Origin of the sequence: Kribbella sp. VKM Ac-2566 (assembly GCF_004366005.1) — a bacterium.
In the GTDB taxonomy this organism is placed as follows: Bacteria; Actinomycetota; Actinomycetes; order Propionibacteriales; family Kribbellaceae; genus Kribbella; species Kribbella pratensis.
In genome coordinates, this window is record NZ_SODT01000009.1 from 645,185 (window position 1) to 670,218 (window position 25,034).

Annotated in this window: 15 protein-coding genes; 4 read left to right on the forward strand and 11 right to left on the reverse strand. The window is 62.6% G+C overall.

All coding sequences use genetic code 11. The features are described 5' to 3' along the window. Positions 1-3: 3 nt before the first annotated feature. Positions 4-1,635 carry a hypothetical protein gene (locus EV647_RS14565; RefSeq protein ID WP_134002988.1) on the forward strand — a complete coding sequence of 544 codons (1,632 nt, stop codon included), beginning with the start codon at positions 4-6 and terminating at the stop codon, positions 1,633-1,635. A gap of 29 nt (positions 1,636-1,664) precedes the next feature. Further along, positions 1,665-2,219, forward strand: coding sequence for a hypothetical protein (locus EV647_RS14570; protein ID WP_238177212.1), 555 nt, complete (start codon positions 1,665-1,667; stop codon positions 2,217-2,219). Here the strand turns inward: EV647_RS14570 and EV647_RS14575 are convergent. The 4 genes from EV647_RS14575 to EV647_RS14590 all read right to left on the reverse strand — a co-directional run bounded on the left by EV647_RS14575 (position 2,158) and on the right by EV647_RS14590 (position 6,688). Continuing rightward, entirely contained in the window at positions 2,158-3,714 is a 1,557-nt protein-coding gene (locus EV647_RS14575; protein ID WP_134002992.1) for a hypothetical protein, read from the reverse strand. The two genes, EV647_RS14570 and EV647_RS14575, sit on opposite strands and share 62 nt — an antisense overlap. A 145-nt stretch (positions 3,715-3,859) precedes the next feature. Continuing rightward, positions 3,860-4,591, reverse strand: a complete 732-nt coding sequence (locus EV647_RS14580; RefSeq protein ID WP_134002994.1) for a response regulator transcription factor — start codon at positions 4,589-4,591, stop codon at positions 3,860-3,862. Then, positions 4,591-5,721: a sensor histidine kinase gene (locus tag EV647_RS14585; RefSeq protein WP_134002996.1), complete on the reverse strand. Its 1,131-nt coding sequence runs from the start codon at positions 5,719-5,721 to the stop codon at positions 4,591-4,593. The genes EV647_RS14580 and EV647_RS14585 overlap by 1 nt, the downstream gene beginning before the upstream one ends. 193 nt (positions 5,722-5,914) lie before the next feature. Then, positions 5,915-6,688, reverse strand: coding sequence for a hypothetical protein (locus tag EV647_RS14590; protein WP_134002998.1), 774 nt, complete (start codon positions 6,686-6,688; stop codon positions 5,915-5,917). Between the two features lie 155 nt (positions 6,689-6,843). Here EV647_RS14590 and EV647_RS43500 point away from each other — a divergent pair, with 155 nt between their 5' ends. Beyond that, positions 6,844-7,257 carry a VOC family protein gene (locus EV647_RS43500; RefSeq protein ID WP_305016643.1) on the forward strand — a complete coding sequence of 138 codons (414 nt, stop codon included), beginning with the start codon at positions 6,844-6,846 and terminating at the stop codon, positions 7,255-7,257. 338 nt (positions 7,258-7,595) lie between these two features. Further along, entirely contained in the window at positions 7,596-10,817 is a 3,222-nt protein-coding gene (locus EV647_RS14600) for a hypothetical protein (protein ID WP_134003000.1), read from the forward strand. Positions 10,818-11,221: 404 nt separating this feature from the next. Here the strand turns inward: EV647_RS14600 and brxL are convergent, their stop codons facing one another. The 7 genes from brxL to EV647_RS14635 are packed head-to-tail and all read right to left on the reverse strand — an operon-like array spanning position 11,222 to position 24,574. Beyond that, positions 11,222-13,249 carry a protease Lon-related BREX system protein BrxL gene (gene brxL, locus EV647_RS14605; protein ID WP_134003002.1) on the reverse strand — a complete coding sequence of 676 codons (2,028 nt, stop codon included), beginning with the start codon at positions 13,247-13,249 and terminating at the stop codon, positions 11,222-11,224. After that, the gene (locus EV647_RS14610; protein WP_166680330.1) at positions 13,236-15,728 is read right to left on the reverse strand and encodes a PglZ domain-containing protein; all 2,493 of its coding nucleotides are present in this window, start codon (positions 15,726-15,728) and stop codon (positions 13,236-13,238) included. Before EV647_RS14610 ends, brxL begins: the two co-directional genes overlap by 14 nt. Beyond that, the gene (locus EV647_RS14615; RefSeq protein ID WP_134003006.1) at positions 15,725-19,237 is read right to left on the reverse strand and encodes a hypothetical protein; all 3,513 of its coding nucleotides are present in this window, start codon (positions 19,235-19,237) and stop codon (positions 15,725-15,727) included. Before EV647_RS14615 ends, EV647_RS14610 begins: the two co-directional genes overlap by 4 nt. A gap of 10 nt (positions 19,238-19,247) precedes the next feature. Next, complete coding sequence (brxC, locus tag EV647_RS14620; protein WP_166680331.1) at positions 19,248-22,733, reverse strand: BREX system P-loop protein BrxC; 3,486 nt, start codon at positions 22,731-22,733, stop codon at positions 19,248-19,250. Then, positions 22,730-23,311, reverse strand: a complete 582-nt coding sequence (locus EV647_RS14625) for a BREX protein BrxB domain-containing protein (protein WP_134003010.1) — start codon at positions 23,309-23,311, stop codon at positions 22,730-22,732. The genes brxC and EV647_RS14625 overlap by 4 nt, the downstream gene beginning before the upstream one ends. Continuing rightward, entirely contained in the window at positions 23,298-24,050 is a 753-nt protein-coding gene (locus EV647_RS14630; protein WP_134003012.1) for a BrxA family protein, read from the reverse strand. Before EV647_RS14630 ends, EV647_RS14625 begins: the two co-directional genes overlap by 14 nt. Then, entirely contained in the window at positions 24,050-24,574 is a 525-nt protein-coding gene (locus EV647_RS14635; protein WP_134003014.1) for a BrxE family protein, read from the reverse strand. The genes EV647_RS14630 and EV647_RS14635 overlap by 1 nt, the downstream gene beginning before the upstream one ends. Between the last annotated feature and the right edge of the window lie 460 nt (positions 24,575-25,034).

Genomic DNA, 25,034 nt, shown 5'->3' on the forward strand with positions numbered 1-25,034 from the left:
GCTGTGTCCGAGCTGGGAGGTCGTCGTGGCGGCGATGACCCGAGCAAGGGCAACACGCCAGGGGATCAGGCTGGCGAAAGCGGGCGTCGTGAGAACGAGACGTCTTGGCAGTCCGACGGCGGCGTGCGTGATCAGCCGGCAAGCTGTAGAGATGCTCCGACGCCGGATCGCCACGACGCTACACATGATGAGACGCCGCGTCCGTCTACTGCTCGCGAGAAGTTCGAGCAGCGCGTCGATGACGTCTACTGGCCGGGCAACGCGCGCGGGGCATCGGCTGAGCAACGTGATGACCCGACCGACCCGAACTCCGCCACTGTCGTGTCCCGGGCTCCGGAAAGCAGACAAAAGGACTCGCAGGCGTCCGCTGACCCTCGGCTGAGGGAAGTGCAGGCATCCGAGGCGGACTCAATTGAAGGCGAGACCGCGGACCGTCGATCCTCACAGCCACTGACTGCTCGCGAAAAGCTCGAGCAACGCCTCGACGAGATGTACTGGCCGGGGTACTCCAAATGGTCGTCAGCCGAGCGGGGCGATGACGAGTCGGCCGAGCGACGACCGGTCGATCCTCCCTCGGCCCCGGCGACGACGCCGGTCGATGATCGACCCGAGCCGGAGGAGCCGTTCGCCTCGTACTCACCAGAGCTTCGGGCCCACATGCTTCACGACGACACCTTGGCCCGCCTCCAGTACATCAGCCCGCCCGCTCAAGAAGCCGAGACCACCTCCCACGACTCAGATCCTCCCAGTCTGGTCGAGTCGCCTGGTGCTGACGAGCGAACGTCAGAGGTGGAATTGCGTGGCGACGTAGCGAACGTCGCGTCGACGGCGGACGACAGCACGGCGTCGACGTCACGTCTGGCCGACGAAACCGGCTATCAGCCCGCTGCCAGCTCGCCTCGGACTGAACAGCTACCCACCGACATCGAGGCTGCCGCAGCCAAGGATCAGAAGCTCGCCGGCGATAGCGTTCCGGCCGGATGCAGCGACTTGCTCGAAACCGATGCCGTTGCTGCTGGCATCGATTCCGAACCGGGGTCTCTTGCCGGCGTCGACGAGGTCGCCGAGCTGGAGCATGAGTTCGTCGGCGATGCCTCCCCGGAGGAGATGGACCAGTACCGCCGAATCCGGGAAGCTGACGACGTCGATGCGCTCGCGGATCAGAGCGGGATGCCGCATGAGGTCATTGAGGAGGCAAAACAACACCTCTTCCAACGCCAACACGACGTGGCGGTAGGCCCGGACGACGTCAGGCACGGCTACTTCACCCCGGACGCGCTGTACGGCGATCTCTGGGAGCGAGTCGCGTCCGGTGCGGAGTTGACTGACAAGAATCGAATGGAGTTCTGGTCGTTCCTGGCGCACGAGTACGTCGAGTCAAGACTTATGGCGGCCGGACTGCCGTATCGGTCGCCAGATCCTGAAGCCTGGGACCAATCGGGGACGCCACTGGCCACCTCTGATTACCCGTCGGCGCACAACACGGCACCATTGAGTACGCGCTCATCGAGGATGGATCTACTGATTCTTTGGGACTCGTCGTTGGACATACCGAGGGGCGACCTTCGGGTCGCGGAGGACCTGTCGAATCTTGACGAGGTCGTACGTGTGGCGAAGGAAGGGCTGGGATTGTGATGGATACAGGAGCGTGCGAGCGGCTCTTGGTGCGTCTTGCGGCGGCGAGCTGGGACGACGATGAGGCCGAGGAGCGGCACTCCAGATCGCGAGGTCTGCTTGCGCAGGAGTATTTGCGGCGGATGGCGATCTGGGCCGAGGCGCTTGATGTGCCGAGGCGATGGCCGTTCTTCGAGTTGGCGGTGGTGTTCGATCCATCGGTCGAGACTGACGCAGGCTGGCTGCGGCGCCTCGAGGTCGAGGTTGGACGGGAGCTCGGGACACGGACGGAACAGGTGCTCACCGACATGTTCCGGTGGGCTTCTTTGGGCGATCGCCCGAAGGAACGTTTTCCTGATTTCGACGATCCGTACGAGCCGATGGTGCAGGTGTTCGAGCGCGGCGGCGAGATCTATCCCGGCCACGGATCGATCGAACTCCTCGCAGCCTCGATTCCGTATCTCGGCATCACCGAACGGCTCGCTCAGCCGCCGTTCCCGATCGATGCCGCCAGCTTGGACGAGGTGGACGAGAAGGAACGGATCAGGGTCGAGGAGTCACGCGCACGCCGAGCGGCCAAACGTGCGAAGCAAGAGCCCACATAGCAAGCCGGCGAGCAGGCCGAGCAACCGTCAACTGGCTCCTGATCGAGATGCGCGTGTGGTCGGGCCGTGCAGTCATCCGTGCGGAGGTCGGCCGGTGGTATCGGCGAAAGAGGAGGGATCGGCGCGTGACCGATTTGGTCGCGTGTGAGCGACTGCTGGCGCGGCTGGCGGCCGCGAAGTGGGACGACGAGGAGGCCGAAAATCGGCACCCGGCGTCCAGGGGGTACCTGGCGGTCGAGTATCTGCGCCGTATGGCGATGTGGGCCGATGCGCTCGGCGTACAGCGAAAGTGGCCGTTCGTCGATTTGGCGGGAACGGTCGATCCCTCGCTCGAGACCGATCCAGTCTGGATGGAACGGTTGGAGGCCGAGAGCGGCCACAAGTTGTGGACCATGTCCAGGAATGTGGTCACCGACATGTTTCGCTGGGCGTCGTTGGGCGACAGCCCTCGATCGCGGTTCCCGGAGTTCGATGACCCGTACGAGCCGATGATCCAGCTTTGGAGCGGGGCGGCGAGATCTGGCCGGGCCACGGGGCGATCGAGCTCTACCTTGGCTCGATGCGGTTCGGAAGCATCGCCGAGCGGCTGGCTCAGGAGCCACGTCCGATCGATGCGGCGTGCGCGAAGTTCGGAACCTGAAGGCCGGTCGTCGGCGGCGAGGATCTGAAGGGCTTGGGTGAGCGTCCAATGGACGAGTGATCCTTCGTATCCGTGGTAGACGCCGATGCGGTCAACCGCAATGTCGTCGTCGGGTTCGGCGAGCGCGCAGCCCAGAACCTGCCGCAGGGTTCGGGGGAGAGATTCTTCGGGGCGCTGTTCGCACTTGACTTCGATCAGGGTGTGGCCGATCAGCAGGTCGCCTGCGGCGAAGCGTGATGCGAACGATGGTTTGACCTTCACCGGTTCGCCGAACCCGGCGAGCGTCGCGTGTGCGTAGGTGGCGTACCGGTGCCAGAGGTTCAGGAGCGCGTTGATCGTTTCGTCGGGCGGCTCGGGCTGTGGACACTGGGCCCAGAACGTCGCCAGCGCGTCGCTGGAGTTCATCGAGGTCTTCGGCAATTCAAACGCTACGGTCTCGACATAGGCCATCTGCCAGCAGAGCTTGGCGGCCGCGATCTGCAGGTCGCGATCATCATCGAGCTCCCTGGCTGAAGGCGAGCCGACCTTGTGCCATGTGGACAGTTCGTCGCTAAGACCGGTGTCGACGGTCGGCCCGTAGCCCAGTGCCTTGATCGCATCGTGCCCAGTCGTCGAGCAGACGGGCGCCGCCAGGTCGGCGTACGGCAGAACCTGCGCGAGGTCGAGACCGATTCGAATCTCGATTGCTGCTCCAACGAGGTGCGGTGCCTTGGAGGTTCCTGCGACTCTCCTCATCGCCCGCTGCCGAAGTGTTCTCTCCCACGAGCGGATCAGCGGAACCTGGTGCGGGAGATGTTCATCGAAGAAGGCGTTGATCAGGCTGGTTGGGTCGTCCAGTGCGACGGTCAGAGACATACCAGTCGACTCCCGCCTCGGCACGACCAGGCTTGGCTACGAGGATGCGGCATGTCTCAGTCTGGCAGGGCAACTACTTCGGTCATCGATCCAACCACCTCGACGGCCGGGCTGGGCTGCAGGATGTCGGTTGACCGGTGCAGAGCTACGCGTCGTCGCCCGGCGTCGGACCCAGGTCGAGGAGGTCGCCGGGGGCCAGGCCGAGGTGTTGCTCGATCATCGCGGGAGATGGCCGGACATCTTCGTCAAGGCTGTCCAGGCGCAATTGATGCAGGTAGTCGCGGAAAGCGTCCTGGATGTAGGCCATGTACTTCTCGACTGTCTTGTCCGAGATGTAGAGCCGAGCGGCGACCTGTTTGTGGGTCTCGCCGCGGGCTTTGGCGCGCAGTACGTCGAGCTTGGGTTTCGTGATGACGGGCAGCAGCCCTTTGCGCTGGAAGAGTTCGGCGAGTCCGGTGAGTGCGGTGGTCAGGACCGCGCCGCCCGCCGCCACGTGGATGATGGCCTCGGTGAGGGCCTGCCGGGACTCGGACTTGAGGATCACCCCGTCGGCGCCAGCGGCCAGGCATCCGACGAGCACGGGGCGTCGCTGTTCGGAGGTGTAGAGAAGGATCCGGTAGCCGAGAGCACCGACTGCTTTGACAGCACGGGCCCCACGCAAGGGCGGGATCGGACCAGCCTGGGGGCGGATCCATAAGTCGAGAACTACCACGTCCGCGTCCGGCCTGGCGCTGAGGAGCTCCTCGACGGTGCTGTAGGCGCCGACGGTCTCGAACTCCGGCATGACGGTCATAAATTCTCGCATGAGGGTGTCGTCTTCGACGATCGCGACCCGGACGTGCCGCGGTGCCGCCTCATCGAGAGGAGCGTCTGCCATCAGCTCACCACTCCGTCCGGTCGCGTCAACGAGCCGGCGATGGTGATCGACGTACCGAGACCCGGTGAGCTCCAGATCGTCACGTCCGCTCCCACCCGTCGCAGCGCGGCCTCGACAAGATGGGTGAGACCGTATCCCCTCGGCGTGGTATCGGGATCGAACCCGGTTCCATCGTCGGTGACGACGACTTCCCAGGTCGAATCCTCGATCTCGCCGTGGATGACACAGTGGTTGGCCTCGGCATGGATACGAACGTTGTGCAGCAATGTTGTCACTGCGTCCTGGAGCACGCGTTGCACCTCTGGACGCAGCTGGGCGCTGGCAGCCAGGTCGGCGTTCACGGTGATGTCTAGATCGGAGAATCCGGCCGCCGCGTTCTGAAGGTTGCCAGCCAATGTCGTGGGTGCGCCGTCCGTGGGCCGGTCGCCCTCAGCGAGGAACGCCCGGATCCTGCGTTCCATCACCAGAGCCTGGCGGCGCACGGCTGCTTGCTGTTCTTGAGGCAACGCACCCAAATTCGCTAGGAGGCGCAGCATCGATGCGGGGTCGTGAAGGATGTCGCGTTGCTGACGTCGCTCGTTCTCGCGTGCCAGCTTGGCAGCGGTTGCTCGCGCGGCGTCGGCTTCGGTCGCCAGGAGCAGTAGGTAGGTCCACAGGAGCCGGATGACGATGACGTTGGCGACGTAGCCCGTCGCGTTCGACACCGCGGTCGCGGGGTGCCCGGCGTCGATAGCGCTGGGCAGGACCGAGATCAGGTAGCAGGCGGCCAGGGCCGTGGCGGCGGCGATGGTCTGCCACCATCGCGCGAACGCGATTCCGGCGATGGTGAGTGTGCTGAGGGAGACCCCGAAGCCCCATGCCTCCCAGGTCGAAAGGCGCGCTTCTGAAGGAGCGTAGGCGATCTGCGCCAGCAACAGGACGCACATCGTGGCGACATCGACCACCGCGAGTCGAGGCAGGACGGGTGACCGACAGGCGAGCATCCACCACGCGGCCAGAAGGCCCTCGGCGACGAAGATCGCGAATGCCGTCCAGTACACGGTCAGACTGAGGGTCTGAAGATGGCCGGAGAATGTTGCCACTGTGAGCTGGACGATCGCGACAGCGCGCAATGCGACGAAGGGGACCACGCCGATCCGGTGGACGCCGTCGGCCGTGGCCGGTATGCGCCAGCGACTCCACTGGATCGTCGCGCTTCGTTCCTGAGCTGACACGTGCTTCTCCTGGTCGGGTGTCTTGGACTCGATTGTGCAGAAACTGCCACCGGTGGCGACAGTGCCCAGGGCTCCGATCGTTGCCGGAGCCCCGGGGTGCCGCGAGCTGTCAGGATGCGGCGTGGCGAGCCCAGCCCAGGTAAGTCGGGTACCGGTCGATCATCGAGTAGACCTGCACCGGCAGATACTTGTTGTCCACTCCCTGAGTCCCGACCATCGACTGCCCGCCGACGTACAGGCCCGTGTGACCGTACGGCGCGATCGATGTGAACACCGGGTCGCCGTACCGGGGGAACCGGTCGTAGCGAGCCTTGCCCGCGTTCTTGAACGCCTGCCACTGGTCGATGGCGTTCGCCAGCGGGTACGACATGCCGGCGTGCAGGTAGGCGAGGTACGGGAGTTTGGCACAGTCTCCCGACCACTCGCCGGTCGGACCGGGAGCCCAGACGAACTCGGGCCTGAGGTCCGCGGTGGGCGCGTAAACCCGGCCGACCTGCCCGAGTGCCCAGTCGGCCGCCCGGACGCGCACGAGGGTGTCGCAATTCGGGACGCTGACCTGGTTGGTGACGAACGACGAGTGGACGAATCCCTCCTGCCCATTGCTGAGTTCCATCAGGAACCAGCGGTTGGAGCTGTAGTTCCCGTCCGCCCACGAGCCGTCTCGCCAGCACTGCATGCGTCCAGTCGACGTCGTCGTCGCGACCTGCCCGCAGGCAGCGCTCGCCGTGTTCACGCAGGACCGGACACGCATCCCGGGTGTGATGGTCGAAGCGTAGTACGCAGCGGAGGCCGGGACTGCGGTCAGCAGGCCGGCGGCGACGACCGAGGCCGCCGTGGTCGCGAAGACGAGGTGTCGCAACCTTGTGAGTGATGATCGGTGCACGATGTCGACTCCTTGCCGAAGGTCGCTGTGACCGAATGGTCCGCGCGACGCTGCACCAACAGAGTCGATCCGCAGCGTACCTCGCCATCATGGGGACTTCCCTACGCTTCGGATTCGCGTGAGGGTCCTGCGGCGGCCGAGCGGCTTGGGGTCGGATGGTGATCGAGCGCTTGGACTGCCTCGTTCTGACGGTCGCTGATCTGGAGGCGACCGTCAGGTTCTACCGTGACGTTCTCGGGATGCGGTATAAGCCGTCTGGAGAGGGCCGGTCGGCGCTGCGGTTGGTGATTCGAAGCAATCTGCATGAAGTCAGCCGAACCTTCGAGCCGAAGGCGGCCGCTCCCACGGCAGCGCGCTCCTCTGCTTCGTCGCGTACGTTGGCGGCCGGATGGCGACGCTCAACGCCGGTCGGGACCTGTACGGGTCTTCCGGCCCCGAATACGCTGCCGTCGCTGCGGCGTGGAGCGGCGTCGGCGTCAACTGACACCTGGCGAACCGAGCGTGTGGCCGGCACTCAGCAGAGGTGCTGGCCACAACTTGCTCCCAGGGCAATTTGCAAATGCGTGTAACGGTCCAGGCCGGAGAGCGATATTCGATGTGGGGACGGGACAGTTGTCTTTGAGTTGAAGGCAGCGATCGAGCAATCATCCGGGGGATGTTGTGCCGCTGTACGTCATGATTGACGCGCTGGGCGTGTCACACGCGCCCAGAACGCACGCCTGTCAGGAATCCTGCCCAGGCATGCGTCTCGCTAGCAGACGGAGGACGTCCTCTCCGTCTAACGAATCGCCTTCAGGTTCGGTCTCGGTCAACCAGTCGCCACCGCAACTCGCCGATCGATTTCCGGTCGACCGCGAACGTCTTCGACGGTCCGGCCGGTGTCAGACCACGCTGGGGGACAGAGCACGTGAACGAGCAGCAGGCCGTTGCCATGGACGAGCGCCAACTGGAACTGGTTCGAGATCGTTGCCTTGATCGCCTTTCGATTGAGGAAGTGAGTTGGGCAGTCCAGCGCTTGAGCCGAATGGACAAGCAGCGATTGCTTCGCATCGTTGGTCTCGAGCTTGACCCCAAGTTCCTGCGATCTGGGATGGGGCCGTTGATCCAGGCCAGGATCGCGCAAGTTGGTTCAACGAACCGTTGGTCTGCCGCCACATTGCTGCAGAAGCGGTGCCTTGAGGAGTTCGCCAGGGTCCTAGGAACGGCGTTCGAGGATCCGACGCTCGAACAACTGTCTGATGCCGTGCCACGAGTCGTTCTTTCTTGTGGAAGCACGCTTGTCAAGCTGACCTTGAGCGTAGGAGTTCATCGCGAAGCGAAGGCCGCGGATCACCTTCGGAGCATCCTTGAACTCCCCGAGTGGCGGGATGCCGATCCGCCCGACGGGATGGCGGCGCCGACGCAGAGAGGTGGCACGCAGTCGTCCGCCCTCAAGGTCGGACTGGCCGGATCTTCCAATGCGAGCGGTCATGGGCGACTCGTCGGCCCGGACATCAGCTCGCAGCACTTGCTCCTACCGCTGCGGAGGATGCAACAGCGAGCCGACGCTGCCATGCATGACTCGGATGCGACTTACTATGCCAGCCTCATTCTCCTGGGCGAGATGCTCACGAAGTTGACTGCGATCTCGTTGATCGCGTCGATCGATCCTGAGCTAGACGAGAATCTGATCGCGTACTCTACGCAACACTCTCTCTTGCGGGCCGACGGCATCGGATCATGGGCATCGGCGATCCAGGACCTCACCACGGCACCGGTCTACCGATTGCTTGGTAGCCAGGCAAGGCAGTTCCATTCTTCGATGACACAGCGATTCGGTGCCGAGAGCGAGTCCTGGCAACGGCATGCCACCGATTCGCTGGCAAAAGCGGCCGCTTGCTTCCCGGTCCTCTCCAGCGAGCGCGCTGTCGGGAAAGTTCCGCTGTCGCAGTGGTTCCAAAGCTTTGCGGCTCTGCGTAACAAGACTCGCGGACATGGAGCGGATCTGGTGAGCTGGCAGGCCAGCGCGACCGCGCCTTTAGCTGACTCCTTGAACACGCTCATGGGTGAGCTCGGTGCGCTCCGATGGAACTGGTGGTACGTCCACAGGACCGCTGCCATGCGGTACAAGTTCGCCGCGATCGCGGGGGACCCCGACCGGAGGGCACCGGACGTACCCGCAGATCTCGAGCAGAGCGTCTATGTCGTGCCTGAGGGGCAACTTCGCGGAGTGAGACTACTCCGGACTGATATCGACCTCTCGGACTTCTTCCTGCCCAACGGCGACGCGAACGACAGTCGTGAAACGTACGAGGAGCTGTCCTATATCTCAGGGCAGAAGCGATGGGCTCCGCTCAAAGACTTCATGCGGCCGCCGCGGGTGCTGCCGGCCAGCGAAACTCAAGGATCGGCCGAGTTGCGCGCGGTGGGCAACGTCCTCACCAATCTGCCGGAGCCACGATTGGACTATGTTCGGAGGGACTCCCTCGAGGCGGACCTCAAGTCCGTACTGATGGACTCCCGCCATCCAGTTGTTGCAATCAATGGCCCTGGGGGCATCGGAAAGACGTCGCTCGCCCTGCAGGTGTTGCACGACCTGGCGGAACGTGAGGCATTTACAGCCATTCTTTGGTTCAGTGCGAGAGATATTGATCTCGACCCAATTCGGGGACCTCTTGCGGTCCGTCCGGCCGCCCAGAGTCTCATTCAGATCGCACGGCAATATGCGGGCTACATCGAGCCCAAAAAGTTGACATCCTTGGGCGCTGACGATCTCATCGAATCATTCCTGAAGTCGCTGAGTGAGAATGAAGCGGGCCCGATCATGTATGTCTTCGATAACTTCGAGACCGTGCATAATCCGGCGCATTTGTTCCGCGAGCTGAATGAATTCGTTCGACTACCGAACAAGATCCTCATCACGACGCGATACCGCGACTTCAAGGGAGATTGGCCGCTGGATGTCGACGGTATGAGCCGACCGGAATTCGACGCGCTCGTTGCTTCGACTGCGAGCCGCCTCAATGTCACCGGGCTGATAAGTGGCCACGCCGGCTGGCTCGATTCGCTCTTCCGAGAATCAGGTGGCCATCCCTATGTTGTCAACGTCGCGCTCGGCGAGGTCGCCCGCACGCGTAAGGTCGGGCAGAAGTTCGACCGCATCATGGCATCCAAGGACGAAATCCTCGACGCACTCTTCGAGCGCTCGTTCAACCGTCTGAGCCCTCAAGCGCAACGAGTATTCTTCACGTTGTGTCGTTGGCGGGCCCGCATTCCGAGCATTGCTCTTGAAGCAGTCCTGACGCGGCCGGCCTGTCCACGGATTGACGTCGAGGGCGCGCTGAATCATCTCATTGACAGCTCCCTCGTCGAAAGAACTTACTCTGAAGTCGATGCGGAGAGCTTTCTGTACGTCCCGGCGGCTGCGTACCGGTTCGGGTCCAAGCAGATGAAGTTCAGCGATATAGCGGACGTTGTCGACGAAGACGCGCGCTACCTTCACCTCTTCGGAGCTGTATCGGACAACGTCGAGAAGACGGGGTTCTCGCCGCACGTTCACCGATTCTATGACAATGCGCGCGCGTTGACCGGCTCGCAATATATCGAGGCGATCGCGATTGGGGAGTATGTCGCGAGACGCTATCCGGAGTCATGGCTACTTCTGGCGCGCCTCCAGCGCCAGGAGGTTCCCAGCGGTCGAGTCGCGGCCAAGGGCAGTTACCAGTCCTACCTCAGCCGAATGCCCGACGACGCGGACGCATGGCTTGAGCTGGCCGAGCTCGGGCGCGAGACGCGAGACGACATGTGCGAGCTACGCGCCTCCGCCCAGGCCTCTCAAATTGCAGACCGGCGTTACACCGCTCTGTCGGAGTCACTTGGGACACTCCGGGAGCGTTGCGATCAAGGACTGACCAAGGTCGAATCGAAGCAGAAACGCTCGTTTCTCCTGGCGCTGTGCCGCGGATGGCACCCGCGGGAGAATCAAGCATCAATGAGCGACTGCTACAACCTTGCCCGCCTAGCGGAGCGTGCAGGTGCCCCCGAGGAAGCGCTGTTCTGGGCCGAGCATGGTCTGCGACGAGATAGACGGAATCAGCGGCTCCAGGAGATCCGTGAAAGCGCTATGCGCCTCATAAGGTCCGGGAGGTAGCGCCTCCTGTCGAGGCGATTCGTATCACACCTCACCGCTCATCGGGCGGTTGGTGTGAGGCTGCCGAGTGCGGTGGTGAGGGCGCCGATTGACACATTCACCGCGAATCCCCCAGAACACGACTGCCAGAAGATCCTCGGTCGTGTCTACCCATCTGGCGGTGAACAAGGAGTAGGCCACGCCGAACGCCAAGAGGATGGTGACGGCCAGCCGGATCGCCGCGGCGAGACATGTGTCCCCTGCGTGCGCCCGCGGGCGAATTTGCGACAGCGGTCGTGTAGGGCAGCGGCTTGCCGGGGTGACTAGGTGGGACCAGCGCTGCGTCGGCTCCGATCTGGTGGAGAAGCGGCTGCGCGGTGGCCAACCCCCGCTTCAGATCGATCCGCGGACCATCGAACGGACGCCTAGTGGAAGTGCTCGCTGATGTAGTTGAAGGCCTCTCGTGCACCAAGTGGTCTAGTGGAGTTGTTAAGGCGCACGAACAAGACATCATCTTGACCCTTCTGCCTTGTCCACACGGGCTTCGCGCTTGCCTTGACCGCTACGCGGCACACGGTCCGGCCGCTGATCTCCTCGAATCGAACCCGGACGTTCGACGCTGCGGCACCTCCTATACCGTTCTCGAGCAGTGTCGTGAGGTGGTTCTCGTAGAAGTCCAAGTCCTGGCGTTGCGGCAGCACCTTGACGTCTTTTTCTATGCCAACCACGTCGCCATCATCCGACACCCCAATCAGGAGAACACCGCCTTGGGCGTTCATCAGCCCGGATACCGACTTGACAATGACCTGCTCAAGGACCTTGTTGACCCCACCCCCTTTGAGGTCGTATCGCATGGAGCTCTTGAACTCAAGGGTCTGGCTTTCGGGCATCTGGAGGAGCTGCACGATGGAGAGGTCTTCGGCATGTTCCAACACCCTGGTTTCGCTGACGCCAAGGTCGGCGGCTGCAGTGATGTCGACGCCCTCAGGCTTCTCAGGAGTCTCGACGAACAGCTCCCGTTGAGTGTCGTTCTCCAAGTATGAGAACGAAACCTTCGCGTACTCGTGCGGTGCAAGGACCTTGAGCTGCTCTTTCACGCGCCGCCGGGCTTCGATTGCGATCTCGAGGTATTGGCGCAGGTCGCTGTGGGTGTACCGCTCGTCCGGGTGCAGCAGCTTGAGAAACCCAGACACCGTCTTCTTCACTGCTCTCTCATCGCGGGCGTTTAAGTGCGATCCGAAGGAGAAATCGGTGGTGATAGCGTCCGCGTAGCTGAACTTGCGAAGCTCGCGGAGTGCTTCGGAGAGGTAGTCAGCGACCAATCCGTAGTGGCTGGTGAAGAACTGTTGCTCCATCTTCGGAACCTCCCAGCCGGGTAGGTAGAAGTGGATGCGGTCGAGGAACGCTGGGTCCTTCATCGCCCGAGGCAAGTCAGCGAACAGGTGAGATGTCTTGATCAGTGTCTCGGCTGGAAGATCTGTGTTGCCGAGGAACACGATCGAGGCTTCTGAGGGCGTCTCGTCCTTGCCGCGTGAGAACGATCCGGACTCCATGTAATCCTTCAGCATCTGGACGGCGGTCGAATCGGAGAACTCGATTCCGCTGATCTCGTCGAAGGCAACGACGTCCCAGACGGGGATGAGTCCAGGGTTGGCCCTGCGGTTGAGATATCCGAACAGCTGCGGGACGGTGGTTTTGCCACCTGAGACCAAATGCGAGTTCGGTGAGATTTCGCGGTAGACGAATGACTTGCCGGTTCCTCGCGGGCCGAGCTCGACTAGGTTGTAGTTGCGCTCGCACATCGGAATGAGCCGGCTGAGGTAGTGCAGTTTAAGTCGGTTGTCGAAATGCTTGGGCTCGAAGCCGATTGATCGAATGAGCAGGTCGAGCCACGTGTCACGATCCAGAGCCGAGCGAGACTCGCGGTACTCGTCGAGGTCGAATGCTGCGACCTGAATGGGACGGAAAGACTCGATCCAGAACGGACGACGTGAGCCTACCGGGTCGTCGTCCGTCTCGTCGTAGATAAGGTCGACTTGCGCCCATACGCCGCTTTCGAAGAGTCGGTCGTACCTCTGCCAGACGCTCTCGGGAACGTGCACGAACTGACTGCCGAAGTTGACGAGCTCAGCCCAAATCTTGTTGTCGCTTTCGATGAGTCGGGCTTTGACTTTGTCGATGACTCGGTACTTGCCCTTCTGCTTGAGTTTCGCCTGGATCTTGCTGGCCTCGCCAGGCCAAACGAAATGTTCGGTCAGCTGACGGTTGACCTCGGTCAGCCCGACCTCGACTGCCTCGGGGTCGTCAGAGGCGCAGTACTTGCCAAGGAGGTACTCAAGGACATAAACAGGAACGTTGGCGCCGACCTTGGCCCGCCGCAGCAGATCTTTCCGGACCACCCGACCAGAAAAAGCTTCGTTCGCGAGTCGATCAAGGGCATCAGGCGAACTCATCGTCTACCTCCAGGCGCCGGGCTACGGTCGCCGGCGTGTCGCTAGTAGCGAGACGCCTATCCGTCCTCGCGTCAAATACATGTAACTCGACCTTGTCTCCGCGCTCGAGTGTAGTCGTGAGCCGGAAACCCAACGTCACCTCTTCGCCTGGTACCAGCCTGACGAAGCCGGCATCGGTCTCGGCACCGCCCGCCGTAACCAAGACGCCAGTCTCGACTCCACCCTGCAGGACGGCTACTGCCCTAACCTCAATCGGAGCGCTTAGCAGGTCGGCGTTCAGCACGACTTTCGCGGTGAACACCTGGCTGGTGATCTTTGACGCGATTGAGGCGTTGACGCTCATCACGGCGACACCTTGCGGTGGCTCGACCTCAATTGTGACAACAGGCACCACGAGCTCCTGTGGTGAGCACCCGCCATGGAAGAAGCCGCGTGCGCCGCCTCCGGAGATGAGCGCGAGGCCTCGTGGGACGAGTACGTCTAGGTCACTCGACACTCCGATGTCCGCGAGCGGGATACGCATCAGCGCCTCACCTGCGGTGCCACCTCGTCCGATAAATGCCCGTCGGTGCAGGTCTCCCTGTCCGCCGGGCTTTTCGATGATTCGGGACTGGCCAAGCTCGCGAGTGAGGCTGATGAACCCGTGATCTGCCGTGATGACGAAACGTGACACGCCATGGTTCGCGAGGCGAGACACGGCTCGCTGCAGATGCCTCACAGTAACGCTGAAAGCCTGAAGGCCGGCGCTGATCTTTCCGCCCTCGCCGGTCTCGTCGATCTCCTGGGACCTAACGAGTACGAGGTTGGAGCCGTCGATGCGCTCCCCGAGTTCTGCTACTTCGCTTCGGAACACGTCGTCGAGGGTGAGATCAACGACGGTGCCATGGGCAGCTTGGAGACGAGCAATGCGTGCTGGTACTCCATCGATCGACTCGCCGCCAATTCGGACCTCGAGCTTTCCCTTGTCGCTGAGTCGTAAGTCGAGACCCCCTTCCGCACCAGGGCAGAGGTTGGCCATCCCGACACGGGTGATCGAGGGGAGTAGCGCCACGGCAGGTCGCAACTCAATGGACCCGTCGGGGAACGGCCGCCGTAGCGCGTCCACCAGGTCGCGCCCGAGTTCGAATCGCAGGGCATCGACCAGAAAGTAGGCGATGGTCCCGTGTTTCGCCATCGGAGCTACAACCTCCGCATGGATCTGTCCCTGCGCGAGCAGACCGTCATGTGTGAGTCCGCCATCGACCACTGCTTGCGTAAACCCGCGCAGATAGGTGTCGAGCCACGACTCGTAGGCGATGCGGGCATCGCGGATCGCGACCTCCAGCCCCCTCTGCTCATCAAGTTCGAGCAACGCGAGTTCGAGTCCACGGTGCGCACGATCGACCTCGAAAAGATCTTGAGCGTACGCCTGGAGACGTGCCGTGGTGTCAGGTCTCGACGTCAGTTCTTCGGCGCTGTTGATGAGGCGGCGCAGCTGCGCACAGCCGCGACTAACTCGCCAGCGCGCACGCCAGACATCCGTTTCGTCCGCCCCCAGCACCCAGATGCTGTTCGCAAGGCGAGTTTCGGCAAGATCTTCGCCTAGCGCGAACTGGCCGCTGTTGATTCGTCGGCAGAATTCGGCGAACGCGACCTCCTCATATGCCGGGAGTGTGTCGAGATCGGCGAGAGCGTCGTCCCACTCCAGCTGCTCACCGAGGGCAAGCTGAGGCTCCACCCGCTTCATTGACTGGCGGAAGGACCCGAGGTATCGACGGTCGGACTGCCACCTGTCCAGTGCTTGGACCGCCCGCCTCCGCTGCTCGACCGTCGTCGTACCGATCGAGCCCGCGACCGACACCGGCAGCAGTGAAAGCGTTTCGCGCAGCTCACACAGCACGAGGTGACGTGCGAGAGCATCAGGCATGTCCTTGAGGTTGGCAGCAAACGACCCACCCACCATCGTTTCGATGTACGACGCAGCCTCGGCTTTCAACATTTCGTCGGCCAGTTCGCCGTTTGCAAGCTTCAAAAGGAGCTCTGACGTGTCAGCTGTCCTGAGTGCCTGAACGAGGCGGGCGGGCCCAGCGGTGACGCCTCCCTCGATCAGCGCCTCGGCCGCGGTCAGAGAGTCCGCAGCATTGGCGATCTCCTCGATCTTGGCCGCTGTCAGTTCATTCTTCAGCGTCGTGCGGAGGACAGTTGCCAGGCGTGGGCGGTACTCGATGCCAGCAGCACGCAGCTCGCCGAGAGGATCCTCTTGAGGCTCGTCCGCATCGAGATAGACGACAAGCCGCGGGTTGCTGCGGGCAAAGGTGCGCTCGGCCCGCCGCCGCAGTTCGTACCAGCTGCCGCGGAACGGCTCGAAGATGACACCGACGGGCACGAGCTCGTCCGCGATGTCCCTGTACTCCCCCTGTGGGTCGACCCACAGGACCACCCGATGGCGATCGACCTTGCGCGCGAGCTGGTCAGTGAGGTACCGCCGCATTTCGCTCATGGGCGCCGTCCGTAGAACTGGCTCTGCACGCTCGCCCATGGGTACCCACCCTTCTGGAGAACCTTGTGATGTGCTGTGATCTGAGTCCTCCAGACTCTGTTCACGAACAGTGCTTCGAGTGGTGCAGCATTGAGGACGAAGCCGTCATTGAGGTCTGGCTCCCATCCCGACTGCGCCGCAACATCTGCGGTCGCAGCGAACTTTTCGATCTCGGTAAGTAGGTCCTCGAGCGACTCGGCTTGATGGCGGAGCTCACGATCGTCGCCCCTAGCGAGCCCGGCCCGGATCTGGGCGATCTTGTCACTAAGAGCAGCCATCTTGTCGTGTGCCGCTCGGGAGATCGCGAACAGGCTCTCCCGAGACAGCGCCGGTGCGTAGAGCCACAGCCCCCATCGCTTAGACGGCACCGCCAGTTGCCAGTAGATCGGCGCGGACCGACGGGACCTGGAATACTGCTTCAAATGTGCGGCAAAGAACTTGTCGCGGACGTACTTGCGAAGGTCGCGGATTTCGGACGTGAGCCGCAAGGTTTGTGGCCCTCCGCCGGACGTCACGATTTCGGCGGTGCGGTGCACGGCCGTTACGACATCGGCCGGGTGGCCGGGGTCGTCGTGAAGCAGCAGGTCTGGGGGCAGCGGAAGCGGGTAGTCCTTCGGCGGCCGCGACGCCGGAACGCCGTCTTCCTCCACCAACATGCCCCTCGCGACCCGAGGCAGCGGATCAAAGGGGTCCGGCATCGCTAGTGGCTCCGCCTCGCCTGTGGCATAGCGGACGTCCCAGCGGCCAAAAGCTACGCCGACGAGGTATGACAGCTCCTCGTGCGGGCCGGGCTCCGGGACCGGTTCGAAATCCTCCTCGAGCCACTTCGTGGGGTAGGTGGCCGAGAGAGGCACGATCGGCTCGTAGTGACCGATCGCCTTTGCCACCAGCTGATCGATCTCGCGGCTCCATCTCACCAGTTGTTCACGATTTGCTGGGGCGCCAGACCATGGCGAAACGAACAGATGGTCGGTCTCCACACGTTCGCCCTCGCGGCGCAATGCCTCGGTCAAGGTGCGAGACACCCTCGACGCCTCGTCTGGTGGACGCAAGAACGGCAGGCGTTGTACAGCCCCAACTTCATAGGAACCGAACGCGACCATCGCTTCAAGGGTGGCAGCCGCCAGGCCGCTGTTGAGGTAGGCCAGTACAGCATCGAGGTCGCTCGCACTACCGCCCGGCGCGAGCACCATGGGGCCTTTGTCCGCGAATATCGTGCCAGCCATCACTGGTCGGACAGAGAAGCCCTTCTGACTTCGTCGCGACCACCCGAGTCCGGGCTGGCCGAAGAGGTCCCTGTTCTCAGGTATCTCGCTGGGCCGGCCCTTTCTGCCGTGAAAGTCGTTGAAGGTGCCGCGGTCATGGTCCCAATCGACCGTAAGGACGATGTCGCTGTAATACGGGGAGTATTCGCCTCCCTTGGCGAAGTTGACCCATCGATGGCCGCTCTCAATACTGCCTGACTCCGGGCATTCCCACCAAAGCCGCAAGTATCGGAAGTCATCGCCCGTATATGCGCCCCGTCGCGCGATGAGTCTCGCAGTGCCCTCCAGTGCCGGCGCGGAGGAGAAAGTTCTTAGGAGCGGCTCAGGAAGCCAGTATGCCGCTGGCTCCTCGGGGATCGCGCGGAAGTCTCGTGGATGGCGTTCGTAGGTCGGCCCGGCGCCGCCGTATACGGCGATCGCGAGGTCAGGCTCATCAAGAAGACGCCGGAATGCAGCGCTTCCGTTGTGCGGCGCGGCCTGGACGACGTATGCAGCTGATTCCACCATGGCGTTGTGCATAACTCCGACGCCGAGGTCGAGCATAGCGCGTAGGCGGGGAAGAAGGAGCTCAGATCGCCATTCGCGGAAGCTGGTAAGGAAGAATCCTGTTCGGGAAGTGATCGCGCCGACGTAGCCTTCCGGCTTGAGAAGCTCGACTCCACGGGCGACGAACGCCGCGTACATGTCTGTGGCAGCGACACCATATGCGGCTCTGATGTAATCCCTGGTCTCCTGGATTGGATCACCGAACGGCGGGTTCATCAGAACCGCGTCGTAGCGGTTCTGGCAGATAGCGAGGAATCTCAGCGCATCTTTAGCATCAGCGGTGAACATTCGTTCTTCGGCTGTCGAGGTTGCGGTCACAAGGCGTTCCAGAGCGTGGTTCAGTTCCTCGACAACAGCTGTCTCGTTCGCATCAAGTGCAAGCTTGGGCGTGGTAAGAACGCGATTCAGCTCGCTCGCGAGTCGTTGCTCAACCTTCAAGAGTGTCCCAAGCTGCGGGGCCCGCGAAAGCGCATCTGCAATCGTGTCCGCAAGGTCACGCGCGTTGGACGATAGACCGCCGAACGCTTCTTGCTGCAACTCGGAGCTGTGGGGAAGTGCGACCGCTGTCACGATGGTCGGGGCCGTCAGTTCGGCGGCCGGGGCGGCGCGGCGCGCCCTTAGCAGCAGTACTGCCTGAGCGACCTGGGCTGCCCTCGGGTCGATATCCACTCCGAACAGGCAGGGCAGAATCTTCGCCGCCGCCTCAGACGAGTCGAGACCTCTGGCTATCCATGCCTGCTCCAGCAAGTCATAGCAGCCGAGCAGAAAATGTCCCGATCCGACGGCCGGGTCCAGGACTCGAATGTCCTCGAGGGCGAGGGGCCGGTTGTCACCGGACTCACCGACGAGCAGCGGTAGGTCGACATTGTAGGCTGCTTGGGCCAGGCGACGACCGAGCGTGTTCTGTACGAGCCAGTCCACGACGTACCGCGGGGTGAAGAATTGGTTGCGTACGGCTAGTTCACGTGAGTTGCGGGGCTGGGCAGACTCGGACCGCATGACAGCAACGTCGTCTGCGTTGAAGAACTGGTAACTCCAACCGAGCGCTTCGGGTTCTGCCCACGCACTCGCCAGCTCGGGTAGGTCGATGAGTTCCAACGCCTTGTCCAGACATGCCCGCGATGGCGCGAAGGCCGAGGCAGGGTGGCGACGGTCAAATAACCGCGGCACCCCGGACGAGAGCTCATCGCCGGCGACCTGCACATAGGCCCAATAACTTCCCTCATCGTGGGCGAGGACTGGAAACAGATCTCCAACCGCATCACGGTATCCGGCCGATTGCCGGCCGCGCGCCAGCACTTCAGGCACCACCCCGATTGCCTCCGCCACGCGCACCGCTAGGAGACGGTTGACAGCAGTGAATGCAGCCTCGCGTATCAGCCGTTGTACGGCGCCACCTCCGCTCAGCCCTTCGGAGCATAGGTAGCGCAACGCGTGGATGAGCTCGTCGCGCTGCGCGATCTCGACGGGGGTGAGTGACAGATTCTCGACCGGATCCAGCCAATCCGCGAGAGAGTCAATTTTGTCCGGGCCAGGCCGTGGGGTGTCGCGGATCCCGAAACGGCCCGACGCTTGCTTGCCGAACTCGTCCTCGAACAGCCAGCGCAATGCTCTGACGGTTCGACTGAGGCTGTCACGCGTCAGCTTCGAAAGGGTCACGTGGTGCTCCTCAGATCAGCAGGAAGTACTCGCCGGCGTCAAGGGCCTCCTCAGCGGCCTGGCGAACGCGTGCCAACAACGCGGTCAGCTCGGCCTCGCTGCGGACCGGCTCGGTATAGAGCTCGACGATCCGTACCTGGCGAGTTGGTGTGTCGCGTCCGACGCTCGCACGCAGGTCATTGACGAGTTGGGGGAGCCGTCCGACGCGGGCCATCATCGTCTCGCGAGATGGGCCAGTTCCCACATCGGCGTTGTCTGGAACAGCCATAGCACGGAGGGAAGTTTCAAACTCAGCGCGAGCAGCATCAGTAACTTGGTCAAGCAACAAGCCAGCTTGTTCGCGCGCCGCGGACATTGCCTCGTCGAGTTCTCGACGTGCTTCTTCCCAACGCTCGGCACGTGCCGTGCGGACGGTCTCGACAGCGCCACGGAGTTCCGCAAACCGCTCAGCCCATGCCGCTGAGTCAAGGATTTCGCGACTCGTATCGCGAGCCTCGCGCGCTACAGCGGGAAGGTCTCCTCCAGCCACAACCAGCTCGCCGCGGGCGGCTGACAACGTCGCTAGGTTGCTCTCGTCGTCGATCAGGCCTCGGATGGATCGTGCTGCTAGCACACCATCCTTGAGATCGGCACGCCCGATATCCAGCGCCAAGATCAGCGCGTCGTCGTCCTGCTCTGTGCGCACACGTCTGAGCGTGCTTGCCGCCCGAGCAACCGACTCCGGCAACGGGATCTGCATGCCGGTGAGGACGGCTGATAGGTGCAGGACGTTTTCACGGTCGTCTTCGAGCCGCCGTCGAGCGAAGGTGGCCAGTTCGCCAGTCGCAACTGGCGGCTTCTCGCCAATTAGGTCGTGGTGGAGCAACTTGGCGACGCGCACACGCGTTTCCGCGTCAACGCCTGTGGCCGGCGGCGTGAACGACGCAGATCGAAACTTTGGCAGGGTAGACAGGACCTGGTCGAGACGGGCGTCCGTCCTGGCGGTCAACCGAACACCGCCGTGAGTGACGCTGAGAAGGCCGGCCCGGACGGCGGCTGCTGCCAGGATCAGGACGACGTCGACCTCGGCGCCGTACGGGGGCCCTTGGAAGCGGCTCTCTAGGTACTTTCCGGTCGCCTCGTGACCATAGTCCGCCCGTTCGTTGGCGATGCGCACGAAGTCGGCAACCGGGCCGTCCTCGTCGATCTTGTATCCGTCCGCTTCGAGCTTGAGCACACCGAGACCGTCCGGTCCGAGGCGATCGGGAAGGCCGGCCAGGTCGTCGGATCGCAGGATGCTCAAGGCGTCGGTACGTGACACGGGCGCCGCGAACTCGCTCAGGCGCGTATAGATCTCGGAGACACGCTCTGCCATCGACTTCGCGAGCGCTGGACGCAAGTCCTGACCATCGAGCGGCTGTCGGTTGCCGCGGAACACGATGACGCCTGAGAGCAGGTCCTCGCGAAGGCTGCGCTCGAACCGGCGTACCGCGCGGTCGAGGCGTTTACGTTCCTCATGCAGGAGCTCGGTCTCGCTTGAGTCAAGGGACCGGGCTTCTGCCTCCTTAATGGCCTCGGACGAGCGGAAGACCTCCTCCGCATCACGCCAGGTCTTGTCGCCGCGGGCGAAGACGAGAAACACATCGTCCTGGTGAGCTTCTTCTCGCGATCGAGTGACCGCCCGATCGCTCTGATCCTCCGCGCCCTCGTAGATCCGAAGGGTAACGTCACCGTCGAGCAGCTTGTCGTCGTCATAAAAAACCTGGACTTTGAACTCCCGCGCCGCCGACGCGGTCAACCCTCGAAGCATGTCCTTAAGGTGCCTGTCACGCAACAGACGGTTGAAGTCACCGGACTTCATCTCACGTGACCGACGCGCCTTCTCCCAGTCCTTCTCCTGCGGAGACTGCAAGCGATAGCCGTCTTCGCCTTCTCGGATGGCCTCCTCGGACACGAGGATCGCCAAAGCGTCCTTGACGGCGGGCCGATTGGTCTCGGCGTCGACTGACGGGTGGGTCAGCACAGCAAGGTTGTGGTCATCGAGCTTCAGGGCCCGGACATTCGACGTCAGCGCGATTGCCTTACTCACCTCGACCATCAACGTACTGTCAGGATGCCGATGCGCGATCTGGTCGATCTCCCCACGCCACGCCGTGGGGATCATCTCGTCCATCAAGTCGTAAGCCTTCGGCACGGTTGCCAAGGCTCCTACGTCCTGATTCGCAAGCGCCGTCTTGACCAGCTGATGCGCGAGCCGGATGAGGGTGCGGTTGGCCCCGCCGACCATCGGGCCTGCGCCGCCGACTGCGCGTAACGCCGATACTGCGTCGATGAAGAGCTGCACCTGGTAGGGCACCAGTGGGTAGACGCGGGTGAACTCGTCACCCGTGAAGTCGCTGCCACGAGTGGCGCTCTGCAACGCGACGTTGGATCGAAGCTGGTTCTGGTACCGGTCGTAAAGGTCCCGTACCGCCTGCGCTCCTGCCGGGTTCTTGGCCAGCACGCGCTTGCTGACGACTTCCTCGATGTCGCTGGGGACTAGATCGACCGTCAAAGGGAAGCGGTCACGGACGCGCGCAAGTTCAACCCGCTTGTCGCCGAGAGAGCCGACAACGTCCTCCAGCGTCTCCTGCCCGGTGGCGATCAGCCAGAGGCGACCGTCCTTCTTCTGGCAGGCCTGTGCGAAACCTTGGAGGTCGAGCATTCGCTGGACGCTGCGGGAGACGTACTGTCCGACCTCATCGACGATGAAGACAACGCGTGACTTTGCTGGACCGCGTCGCGACAGCATGTTCAGCGCTCGGTCAGCGAACCAGTTGGCTGTCACCTCCACTTCGGGCTTGGTCCTTGCCCAACTGTCCGCGTTCGGGTACGTAGAGGGGTCGAGCTCGTGCAGAGCCTTGGATGCTTCGTTCTTGGCAAGCGCGACGTCTCGACGTTCCTTCCACGTGCGCTTGTTCGCGCGCTCAAAGGCGGCGACGAAGTCATCTAGGCGGCCATCATCCTCAAGCGTGTACTCCAGCTCGGCCAGCTCGAAATTGCGGGCATAGTCTAGTCGCGAGAGCAGTTCCCGGTACAGCGGTAGGACAATGCTCTCGCCCTCCTTGGCCACGTTCCGGGATGAGGAAAGGTCGACGAAGATCGACAGTGTCGGTGCCTCGTTATGGATGGTGTTGAGGAGCGCGTGAATCGTGGTCGTGTCAAGTTTTGACGTTAGGAGTCGAGCCGCGGTCGTCGTACCGAGGACAGGATTGGCCAGGACGTATCCGAGGACCTTCGCGAAAGACGACTTTCCCGAGCCAAAAAAGCCTGAGATCCATGCATTGACGGACTCCGATGGCTTCTTGATTGACTCCTGGTATTCGTCAAGGACCTCTACTAGGGCGTCGTGGATGTGATTAGTGACCACGTACTCCTGGAGTTCGGCCGCCAGGTCGTCCAGGTCGGGGTCGTCGACCTTGATGACTTCCTTGATCTCACGATCCAGGTCGTGACGGAAGATCTCCGAGATCTTCACAGCATGCTCCTCTGGTAGATCTTCGCACGGTAGCCGTGCGTCGGCTCGCATTTGCTCATGAAGCTCAGACCATACGGGTCCACCACGTGTCCGGGATAAAGCAAAAGGACAGGTCTTCGCAGCCGCTCCCGCAGATCATCCAGGAGTGCTGAGGTGCGGAACACGGGGTACAGGGCCCCAGCGCGGTGGAGGATAACGGCGCAATTGTCTGGTTTGGTATCGAGCTCTGCCAGGACGCGTCCCGCGAGCGTGGGGGAGGTGTTTAGTATTTCGCGCAATGACTTGTGAACATCGTCGAGCACGTCGTGGTTATTGGGCATCGAAACCTCGGCATCAACGATGGTCTCGTAGAAGTTCGAGTCGTCGACGGCCTTCCAGAACAGGTCTGCGAGTGAGATGGTCGCGACATCGACGCGCTTGGCGTTCAGGTACGCGGATAGATCCTGCATTTCGGCGCGTACCGCAAATTCCTTGTCGGGCTCATAGACGTAGATTGCGTAGGGGCTGGACTGCGTTGAATCGCGAAGGAAGCTGAGTATGTCGTCCGCAATCTGTTGCAAGGGCTCAGGCAGCGGCATGGATCATCTCCTCTAGGCCGTCGATGGTCCAATCAATCCGAACCGTCGAGCCCGCCTCGGAAAACCTCAGGACGCCCTCGCGATCAGCCTCCAGAAAGTGGGCCCGAACCTGCCGCTCATCGAGCAGCCACCAGCGCCAAGCATTGTGTGCAACAAGCTCCGGCGCGGATGCGCCCTCCTGGCGCAGCCGCCCAACGACGTACACAAAGCCTCCAAAACTGATTTGTGGGGGTGCGATGTGTTTGATCGCCCTGCCCTCGAGGACGCCGAAGTCGCGAAGAGCAGATAGAACGCCGTGGACGACTCGCGTTCGTGTCGACTCGCTCCACTCGGCCACAATCGGCGCAGGCTGAGCCTCCAAGAGCGCGCGGGACACGTCATCGACGGCCACCTTCGTCCACCCCTTATCGCGCACGTCGTACAACAACGATCCAGCAATGTATGCGAGGAGGTCGTCGTTGCGCGCAGCCTCGAAGTAGCACGCGTCGCGGAAGGCATCGCCTCGGACGGTCAGCGCCCGCAATACTGGAAAAATCGACCGCTCCTGCGACGCCAGTCGCTGGCGGAGAATCGCCAGCGTGTCCTCTGCTCGCGACCGAGACCGCTTCCCAAGAAAGTTCCTTGTCCGAAAGGCCTGCAGGTTGTCGCCTTCCGAAAGCGTGTCGTCCCAGGTCTCAACGAATCGCCGAGACTCCTCCAACAAGGCTCCCCCCTTGATGATCCGTGACGTAATCTCCATCAGTCCACGAGGTCCAAGTATGGCGCGAGGAAGTCTTGCTTCGTCCCCGCGAATGCGGCGGTGAGTGTGTCCAGCGTCGTGCTGAGCACCGCATCATCGTCAAGATCTTCGCGCCGCAAGTTCCCAATGTAGAGACCGTCGGCTCGCCGTTCGCCGCCGTTTGGTAGCGGCAGCCTGGCCTTGAGGTCCTCGGTGGACGCTGCGGGCAGCCACTCGAGGGGGGCCGGATCACGTTCGATCTTGCGCTCGATCAGCCAATTCCTCAGCAGGCGATGAAACGGCAGGTAATCCGAGAAGATGTGAATCTGGGTCGGGCGGCCAAGTAGTTGCTCGTGCCGGACACGGGCAGACTCCATCGCGAGTTCGACTCCCGTTGCCATCCATGTGCTCGGAAAAGCCTCACCGAGCACATACTCAGCAGTCTCGTCGACAGAGTGTGATCGCCACCATCCGAGGCGGTCTGCATCGCCCAGTCGGACCACGGTGAGCAGACGATCGATCGTGACCCCCGAATCCACGAGCATCGATCCGCTCCTTCCAGGCGGGACGGATTAGTGGTCAGCCACCCCGTCACAGTTGATCCACTTGATGAAGCCACACTAGTGCCTCGTCTAGCAACGGTGAGTAGGTGATCGGGTCAGCGCAGCGTGGAGTCGATGGCGAAGGCTGGTTTGGGTTGGGCGCGCATTACGCAAGCGGACGGCGCTTGCGATCGCGTTCTCCTGGCCGGTGCGGCTGGGATGGCGCTGCCGCCGAGGGCGAGTAAGGCAGCGCGTCGTACTCGCACCCCTGATCCCGTTCAGCTGTCTGAGGAACCCGAAGGACCTCGACCCCGTTTGCGGGTGTGGAACCGGGGAACACCTGGCCGGCCGGATCCAGTGCGGCGAGCATGTCGCGACGCCGTCAGAAGAAGGTTCTCTATTTTCTCCGTTTGCTTGCTCTGCTGTCTCTGTATGCACTACTTTTGTACCGCCAGGGAGGGAA